General features: G+C 61.8%; 9 protein-coding genes. 6 read left to right on the top strand and 3 right to left on the bottom strand.

Translation table 11 applies throughout. The features are described from left to right. The first annotated feature begins 236 nt into the window (after window positions 1–236). The 3 genes from GIW02_RS26570 to ppnP all read left to right on the top strand — a co-directional run bounded on the left by GIW02_RS26570 (window position 237) and on the right by ppnP (window position 3,081). The gene (locus GIW02_RS26570; RefSeq protein WP_236418828.1) at window positions 237–2,120 is read left to right on the top strand and encodes an acetyl-CoA carboxylase biotin carboxylase subunit; all 1,884 of its coding nucleotides are present in this window, start codon (window positions 237–239) and stop codon (window positions 2,118–2,120) included. A gap of 73 nt (window positions 2,121–2,193) precedes the next feature. Next, window positions 2,194–2,736: an exonuclease domain-containing protein gene (locus tag GIW02_RS26565; protein WP_236418829.1), complete on the top strand. Its 543-nt coding sequence runs from the start codon at window positions 2,194–2,196 to the stop codon at window positions 2,734–2,736. A 63-nt stretch (window positions 2,737–2,799) separates the two neighbouring features. Beyond that, entirely contained in the window at window positions 2,800–3,081 is a 282-nt protein-coding gene (ppnP, locus tag GIW02_RS26560) for a pyrimidine/purine nucleoside phosphorylase (RefSeq protein WP_236418830.1), read from the top strand. A gap of 65 nt (window positions 3,082–3,146) precedes the next feature. On the opposite strand, the gene GIW02_RS26555 is transcribed toward ppnP, so the two are convergent. Then, complete coding sequence (locus GIW02_RS26555) at window positions 3,147–3,953, bottom strand: MOSC domain-containing protein (protein WP_236418831.1); 807 nt, start codon at window positions 3,951–3,953, stop codon at window positions 3,147–3,149. 39 nt (window positions 3,954–3,992) lie between these two features. Next, entirely contained in the window at window positions 3,993–4,928 is a 936-nt protein-coding gene (locus tag GIW02_RS26550) for a chemotaxis protein CheV (RefSeq protein ID WP_236418832.1), read from the bottom strand. 539 nt (window positions 4,929–5,467) lie between these two features. On the opposite strand from GIW02_RS26550, the gene GIW02_RS26545 reads away from it, so the two are divergent. The 3 genes from GIW02_RS26545 to GIW02_RS26535 all read left to right on the top strand — a co-directional run bounded on the left by GIW02_RS26545 (window position 5,468) and on the right by GIW02_RS26535 (window position 7,801). After that, window positions 5,468–5,917: a hypothetical protein gene (locus GIW02_RS26545; RefSeq protein ID WP_236418833.1), complete on the top strand. Its 450-nt coding sequence runs from the start codon at window positions 5,468–5,470 to the stop codon at window positions 5,915–5,917. A gap of 334 nt (window positions 5,918–6,251) precedes the next feature. Continuing rightward, window positions 6,252–7,145: a sensor histidine kinase gene (locus GIW02_RS26540; RefSeq protein WP_236418838.1), complete on the top strand. Its 894-nt coding sequence runs from the start codon at window positions 6,252–6,254 to the stop codon at window positions 7,143–7,145. Continuing rightward, complete coding sequence (locus tag GIW02_RS26535) at window positions 7,142–7,801, top strand: response regulator transcription factor (protein ID WP_236418835.1); 660 nt, start codon at window positions 7,142–7,144, stop codon at window positions 7,799–7,801. Before GIW02_RS26540 ends, GIW02_RS26535 begins: the two co-directional genes overlap by 4 nt. On the opposite strand, the gene yegS is transcribed toward GIW02_RS26535, so the two are convergent. After that, on the bottom strand, window positions 7,760–8,680 hold the full coding sequence (gene yegS / locus GIW02_RS26530) for a lipid kinase YegS (RefSeq protein WP_236418841.1): 921 nt from the start codon (window positions 8,678–8,680) through the stop codon (window positions 7,760–7,762). The two genes, GIW02_RS26535 and yegS, sit on opposite strands and share 42 nt — an antisense overlap. Window positions 8,681–8,724: the final 44 nt, after the last annotated feature.

Genomic DNA, 8,724 nt, shown 5'->3' with positions numbered 1-8,724 from the left:
AGCGTGGGCAACCCGGCAGGACGCCGGGTTAGCCGCGCTGGGCCATGGATGGCCCATCGCGGCGGCCCACGCTCCAAAGCCGGAGTGAGGGCACACCGAGCCTAAGCGAGGTGCCGAGTGTTGGGGCAAGAGCCCTTTGGTTACTTTGGGGCTCTTTTCCAAAGTGACCCGCCGTAAGGGCGGAACCATAACCAGCCGTTACCAAAAAAATGGATATGTACCCGAGGACACCAACCATGCCACACCTGACCAAAATCCTGATCGCCAACCGCGGCGAAATCGCCTGCCGCCTCCAACGCACCGCCCAATCCCTCGGCTACCGCACCGTCGCCGTCTACAGCGACGCCGACGCCCACTCCCTGCACGTCCAAATGGCCGACGAAGCCGTCCACATCGGCCCCGCCCCAGTCCACCAGTCCTACCTGAACATCGAAGCCATCCTCGAGGCCGCCCAAAAAACCGGCGCCGACGCCATCCACCCCGGCTACGGCTTCCTCTCCGAAAACCCCGACTTCGCCACAGCCTGCCTCAACGCCGGCCTCACCTTCATCGGCCCAAGCCCCCAAGCCATCGAACTGATGGGCAGCAAGCGCCTGTCCAAACTCGCCATGCTCGCCGCCGGCGTCCCCTGCATCGCCGGTTACCAGGGCAACCAGCAAGACGACGCAACCCTGCAACAGGAAGCCGACCGCATCGGCTACCCGCTGATGATCAAAGCCAGCGCCGGCGGTGGCGGCCGCGGCATGCGCCTGGTGCACGACAGCCGCCAGCTGCTCGACCAACTGCGCAGCGCACGCTCCGAAGCACTGAACGCATTCGGCAGCGAAGAACTCATCCTCGAACAAGCGCTGGTCGACCCGCGCCACGTCGAAATCCAAGTGTTCGGCGACAGCCACGGCAACCTGATCTACCTCGGTGAGCGCGATTGCTCGATCCAGCGCCGTCACCAGAAAGTCATCGAGGAAGCCCCCTGCCCGGTAATGACCGCCGACCTGCGCCAGGCCATGGGCGAAGCTGCCCTCAAGGCCGGGCGCGCGGTGCAATACGTCGGCGCCGGTACCGTAGAGTTCCTGCTCGACCGCAACGGCCAGTTCTACTTCCTGGAAATGAACACCCGCCTGCAAGTGGAACACCCGGTAACCGAGCTGATCACCGGCCTCGACCTGGTGGCCTGGCAACTGCGCATTGCCGCCGGTGAGCCGCTGCCCATCAGCCAGGCCGAAGTGAGCCTGAACGGCCACGCCATGGAAGTGCGCCTGTATGCCGAAGACCCGGCCCACGGCTTTTTGCCGCAAACCGGTGACGTACTGCGCTGGGAACCGGCCCCGGGCGTGCGCACCGACCATGGCCTGCGCGAAGGCGGAACCATCAGCCCGTTCTACGACCCGATGCTGGGCAAGATCATCGCCCATGGCGCCACCCGCGAAGAGGCGCGACGCAAATTGCTGCGGGCGGTGCAAGACACAGTGTTGCTGGGCGTCGAGAGCAACCAGCAGTTGTTGGCGGACCTGCTCGAGCATCCAGACTTCATCGACGGCGATTTCAGCACCGGGTTTATGCCCAAGCACTTCAGCGAAATCCCGCGCCGCCCGGCCTCAGCGGAACAGCTCGCCCTCGCCGCAGCGCTGTTTTATCAGCAGAGCGCCGACGCCCACCCCCCAGCGTTCGCGGGCTGGCGCAACACGGCCAGTGCCCCGTGGACATGCCGCCTGGAGGTCAACGGCGAATGCCACACCGTCACCGCTGCCCCTTTGCAACTGAACACCGATGGCCGCTGGGCCACCTGGGAGTTCAATGGCGTACGCCGCCGCGTGGCCTACTGCCTCGACGGCACACAGCTCTGGCTGCCCGGCCTCAGCGTGACCCACCGCACGCATCAAGTCGCCAGCGGCCAGGCCGATGTGAGCAGTGGCACCGTCAAGGCGCCCATGGACGGCGCCATCGTCGAGGTGCGGGTCAGCGCCGGTGAGCGCGTGACCAAAGGCCAACTGCTGCTGGTGCTGGAGGCCATGAAAATGGAGCACCCACTGAAGGCCGGCATGGACGGTGTGATCAACGGCATACAGGTGATTGCCGGTGATCAAGTGCGCAATCGCCAGGTTTTGCTGGAGATCGTATAAGCCCTGGGCGGAACTACGCGGCCGGGCTACGCTCTATCCCCAACAGAAAGGGAAGAGTACGGGAACCTGCACGATGCCTCATTGGCTGATTATCGACCTTGAAGCCACAACGGATGACGGCGGCTGGCCCGTGACGGAGATGGAAGTCATAGAGATCGGCGCGAGCCTGGTGAATCGCGAGGGCCGCGAGCTGGATCACTTCCAGCGCTTTGTACGGCCGCTGCGCCGGCCATTGCTGACGCCCTTTTGTCGCAAGCTGACACACATCAGCCAGGCGAATATCGACACTGCGGCGCCGATCACTGAGGTGTGGCCCTTGTTCGAACGCTGGCTGGGCCAGCATCAGCCACGCCTGGAAGGTTGGGCCAGCTGGGGTGACTACGATCGCCTGCAACTGGAGTTGGAATGGCAGCGCAACGGTTTGGCCAGCGCCCTGGCCCAAACGCCCCATGTGAACCTCAAGCAGCGCTTCGCCAAGGCCCGGCGCCTGGACAAGCCGCTGGGGCTCAATGGCGCGCTGCAATTGGCGGGCATGCAGTTTCATGGCCAGCAACATCGGGCGCTGGAGGATGCGCGTAACACCGCACGCCTGTTGCCGCTGATTTTACCGGTCTAGGCAGCTCCCCTGCCCTTGGGCATACTGGCCGACCTTTCCAGACCCTTTTCCGAGGAATCGCCCATGTTCAAAGTCAACGAGTACTTCGACGGCACCGTCAAGTCGATCGCTTTCGGCACCGCAGAAGGTCCGGCGACTATCGGCGTAATGGCCCCGGGCGAATACGAATTCGGCACCGCCCAGCGTGAAATCATGCACGTAGTGTCCGGCGCCTTGAGCGTCAAACTGCCCGACGCCGACTGGGAAACCTTCGCCGCCGGCAGCCAGTTCAACGTACCGGCCAACAGCAAGTTCCAGCTCAAGGTCGCCGTGGACACCGCTTACCTGTGCGAATACCGCGGCTAAGCGTTTCAAGGCATTAAAAAAATGCCCGTCTCCTGCGAGACGGGCATTTTTTATGGGCCAGCGGATTATTCCAGGAGGGTGACCGGCATGCCCACTTCCAGGCGCCCAACACCGTCGCAGACCAGATTCTGGCCGAAAATCGCGCCCGCCTCGGTCTTGCGATAGGCCTCAAGGGTCGCGAATGGCTCACGATCGGCACTGCGTTCGCCGGTCTGCGGGTCGATGGTGGTGAGGATGCAGCGCGAGCACGGTTTGACCGCACGAAACTCGAGGTCGCCGATGCGCAGGCGCTTCCAGCCGTCTTCGGCGAAAGCCTCGCTGCCTTCGATCACCAGATTGGGCCGAAAGCGCAGCATCTCCATGGGCCGGCCGACGCGCTGGGAAAGGTCGTCCAAAGACGCCTGGCCGATCAACAGCAACGGGTAACCATCGGCAAACGCCACTTGATCGTCGTCGCGGCCGTAACCGGCCTCGGTGGTGCGCGCACGCTCGGGGGGGATCTGCACCAGCCGGGTCGGCTTGCCGATAAACTCGCTGACCCACGCCGCCGCCGCGTCGCCCGCATCCGGCACGCGCAAGGTGTCACGCCAGATGGTCACCCCGCGCAACGCGCTGTCGCCGTCCGGCAGTGCCACGTCCAACGGTGCAAAGCCCGCCGAACTCAGGGTCAAGCCACCGCTGCTGTTCCACAGCGCCGACAACTGGCTCATCTTCGCCACGGCGCGCTGCGTCAGGAAACGCCCGCTGGCTTCGTCCACCAACATCCAGCGTCGATCCCCTTCAAGCCCGAGTTTATCCAGGCCGATCTGCTGCAAGGTTTCGGCCTTGCCGGACTTTAAGGGGTAACGGTACAACGCGCTGAGACGAAGCATGGGCCTGCATTCCTGAGGAGCAAAGATGCCACCCTAAGGTCAAGCCGGCACTTCGTCCAGCATCAGTCGCTGGCGCACCACATCAACCAGCTTGTCGGGCTGGAATTTGGACAGGAAATTGTCGCAGCCGACCTTCTTTACCATCGAATCGTTGAAGCTACCCGACAGTGAGGTGTGCAACACCACATACAGCCCACGCAGGCGCGGGTCGTTACGGATCTCGGTGGTGAGGCGGTAGCCGTCCATCTCGGGCATTTCGGCGTCGGTGAAGACCATCAGCAGTTTGTCGGTCATCACCTGGCCGCTGTCTGCCCAGCTCTTGAGCATGTTCAGCGCCTTGAGACCGTCGCTGGCGATGTGCATCTTCACGCCCAACTGGCCCAAGGTGTCGCGCAGTTGCGACAAGGCGACATTGGAGTCGTCCACCAGCAGCACTTCACGGCCACGGGCGCGTTCCAGCACCGGGTCGTCGAGTTTGTCGCGCGAAACCTTGGCGTTGTACGGCACGATCTCGGCCAGGACTTTTTCCACATCGATGATTTCCACCAACTGGTCATCGACCTTGCTGATGGCAGTGAGGTAATGCTGGCGCCCGGCACTGGCCGGCGGCGGCAGGATCGCTTCCCAGTTCATGTTGACGATGCGATCCACGCCCCCCACCAGGAACGCCTGCACCGAGCGGTTGTACTCAGTGACGATAATGGTGCTGTTGGGGCCCGGTACCAGCGGGCGCATGCCGATTGCCTGGGACAGGTCGATCACCGGCAGGGTCTGGCCACGCAGGTTGACCACGCCGCACACGAACGGATGACGCTGGGGCATCAGGGTCAGCTTGGGAAGCTGCAGGACTTCCTGCACCTTGAACACGTTGATCGCGAATAACTGCCGCCCGGCCAGGCGAAACATGAGGATCTCCAGGCGATTCTCACCCACCAGTTGCGTGCGTTGATCTACCGTGTCGAGAATGCCGGCCATTAAAAGCTCCTGATGCGCTAAGGGATTGTGCAGCTCACTAAGGCTTGTTATCGGCGGCGAGCGCCAGACCTTGACCCCTGTAAAATGCCATGTAAATTCATTGATGTCACACTGACATCATGCTTTACTGAGTAGGCCTCTCCATAAGGCGGTACAGAGACCTCGCGCGACATTCAAAGTGACGCAAGGTTCCACCTCGTAAGGGATTCCCCTATACGCAATCGGGCCCAACCTGATATTCGCAATATCTAATAGCCATTAATGTGACGCCATTCTCAATGCATGAATGGAGTCAGGCTTTTGTTTGCCATCCCGAGCCCTCGCCCCACAGGCCTTCCAGACATACACGTCGCGGCAACTCCAGGTGTGCAACTGACCCCGTTCATGAGGGCAACGCACAGCCGTCGCCGTCATTTAAATAAACGTCCTACTCAAATCCCAGAAGCAACCTACAGATTCGAGTCATATTTCAGCGCTAGTTTTAAGCCATTCACCCGGTGCGACATCTCATCACCCGACCTAAAGTTGTGGAGACTTGCATGATGAACGACGGTAACGAGTGGCAACTTGCACTTCCTGAGTTCTTGAGCGAAGCAGAAATGCTGCTGACCAAGTCACAAGAGTGCCTAAGTCATCTGCACCTGATTCGTAATGACAGCGATGCCATCGACTGCATGAAAATCAGCCTGATCAAACTCGCCGAAAAAGCCGATGCGCTGGCCCTGCAGGCGATCAGCGAATTCTCCCGACATATCCAGTACCTGATCGCCAACGCCGAAAACCCGTTGCAACTGCACGATCAAGCCCTGGACGCACTGCATGATTGCCTCACGTTGCTGGCCTGGCAGTTGGAGCTTATCGACGCAAAGACCGGCCTCCTGACATTGGATGAAACGGAACAAACGACGCTGATTGCAACGGTCACGCTGCAGATTCCACAAAAGGACTTCAGTACCAAACCGCAGCAACGCGTGCATCACCCGTCCTGAGCCAACAGCAGGTCGTATTCGATAGGTGAGTTATCTGAAAACGACACGCCGCTATATCAAATAGCCACTAACGAACATAACGATACAAACCAACTCAAGTAATACAACTTCCCCTTGTTCAAACTCTGAGACTGTTTCAGGGTATCTGTCTGGACAGTGGCGCAGCCAAGCAAAGTGTCAGGCGACCAACGGTTACAGGGGTGGTACTATGTCCCACTCGAAGTGACTCAACTTCATCATGTATAAAAAAGATTCGGCCACGCACTCCACACAAAGACCCGTCAGCCGCCGTGACCGGTCTTCCCGCAGTGAACCCTCATTGGCTCCATCCGCTATGTACGCCAACCTCAAGTCACTCCTCGCCAGGTCCGTGTCCCGCAGCCATGTTCGGCGCTTGACCCTCGCCCTGTGCCTGGTCTCGCTGCTGCTGAGCCTGCAGGCCTATGCCAACGCCGAACCTTTGCCGCTGGCCGTGTTGCTGCTTAACCTGGCAACCCTGGTGGTGGTTGGCCTGCAACAATGGCGCTCGCGCAAATCGATCAAGTTCCAGCCCCAGGAATTGGCCGACCGCCTGCTGCAAGTGCAGGAAAACGAACGCCACCGCCTGAGCCGCGAATTACATGACGATATTGGCCAGTTACTGACCGCCGCCAAGCTGCAAAGCGAATGGCTCAAGCGCCGCCTGCCGGAAGATCTGCAAAGCCAATGCACGGTGCTGTGCAACACACTGAATGAAACCCTGGCCAAGGTGCGCGACGTCTCTGCCATCCTCAACCCGCGCCAGTTGGCCAGCCTGGGCCTGGAAGCGAGCCTGCGTGCGCACTTGCTCAAGACCCTGGAAAACACCCCGATTCACTGGAGCCTGGAATGCCAGCAGCGGCTGACCGGCATCCCCGAAGAAATGGCCGTGGCGGCCTTTCGTATCACGCAGGAAGCCGTGACCAACATGCTACGCCACGCCCAGGCGCGCAATTTGCTGGTACGCCTGCAACGCCTGCCCCAAGGCCTCTCGCTGATTATCAGCGATGACGGTCTGGGCTTTTCGCCTGCCATCAACCCCGGCCTGGAAGGTCAACGGGGCATGGCTGGCATGTCCGAGCGAATTGATCAGCTGGGTGGCACCCTGACCGTCAGCAGCCAGCCCGGGAAAGGGACACGGATCGACGCGCTTTTCCCCTGGGCGCCGCGCGCCCTCGAACGGGCCAGTTCCCCTAAGGTTCTCGAGTGACCTGCAAATTACTCCTCGTGGATGACCATGCTCTGATTCGGGCCGGCGTACGCGCGCTGGTCCAGGATATTTGCGGCTACACCGTGATCGGCGAAGCCAGCGATGGTGCACAGCTGCTCGAGCAGTTCAGCGCCTTGCAGCCCGATATCGTGCTGCTGGACCTGTCGATGAAGCACACCGGCGGCCTCGATGCGCTGCAGCAACTCAAGCGCACCTACCCCAAGAGCCGCGTGCTGATCCTGTCGATGCACACCGACCCGGAGCTGATCATGCGCGCCCTGGAGTCCGGCGCTCACGGCTACCTGCTCAAGGACACCACCGCCAATGAGCTGGAACACGCACTGCTGGCCTTGCGCAATAACGAACGCTACCTGAGCCCGGCCATCGCCCACACCGTGATCAACCAGGCGCTGGTGCGTGGCCAGGGCGCCACCACGCCCGCCGGCCACAGCCATAACCTCACGGCCCGCCAGCTGGAGATCCTGCGCCTGATCGTGCGGGGCAAGTCCACGCGGGAAATTGCCCATGGGCTGGGGTTGAGCATCAAGACCGTGGAAGCCCACCGCTCGCAAATCATGAAGCGCCTGCAGATTTTCGACGTGGCGGGCCTGGTGTTATTCGCCGTGCGCGAGCAGATCATCAGCTTGGACGACTAACGGCGAACCCACCGGCAAGTGCACACGCAGGGCCTTGGGCAGGGCTTCGAAGTGCAGGTCGTCGCCTTCCAGCGGCTCGCCGTCCAGGTTGATGTACAGGCCTTGTGCGACTTTGATCTTGACCCACGGCAGACGCGCCCGCACGAACATGGTGTCCAGGCCCCAGCCGTTGTTCATCAGCTCACGCAGGGTGCCGACCACCTCCTGGGGCGCTGGCAGGATGCTGATGTCCAGCAAGCCGTCATCGGCCAGCGCCTCGGGGCACAGCACATGCCCGCCGCCTGCCTGGCGACCGTTACCGATGCCCAGCGCCAGCAGCTCGCCTTTCCAATGGAAATCCGGGCCTTCGAGCTCGCCGTAGGCGGCCTTCAATTCGCTGAAACGGGTCAACCCCGTGAACAAGTAGGCGGCGCCGCCGAGAACCTTTTTCAAGTCTTCGGAGGTGTTGGCGGTGACCTGGCTGCCGAAGCCGCCGGTGGCCATGTTCAGGAAGATTTGCCCGCCGACCTTGCCTAGGTCGATGGCTCTTGGCGGCACGTCCAGCAGTGCCAGGGCTTGGGCGGGCTCCAGCGGTACACCTGCGGCCTTGGCGAAATCATTGGCGGTGCCGAGGGGCATCAGCACCAGGCTGGCGTCGGTCTTGGCCAGGGCCATGGCTTCGGCCACGTCGCGCAGGGTGCCGTCGCCGCCACCGGCGATGATGTGGGTGTAGCCGCCGTCCAGGGCTTCCTTGACCAGGCGCTGGGCGTCGCCGCCTTCCCAGGTGACGCGCACTGCCAATTCACCACCCTGCTCGCGCCGGGCCTGCACGGCGGTGCGTACGTCCTCGTTTAGGGCTTGCTTGCCGTGGAGGATCAACAGTGCCTTGGGGGTGGTCATGGGTGGGTTACTCCTGGATTCAAAGGTGCTTGCAGGATGTGGAC

Origin of the sequence: Pseudomonas syringae, from assembly GCF_021606685.1 — a bacterium.
Taxonomy (GTDB): domain Bacteria; phylum Pseudomonadota; class Gammaproteobacteria; order Pseudomonadales; family Pseudomonadaceae; genus Aquipseudomonas; species Aquipseudomonas syringae_R.
Note: the sequence above shows the minus strand (reverse complement) of the source record. Positions and strands in the feature narration are given on the sequence as shown.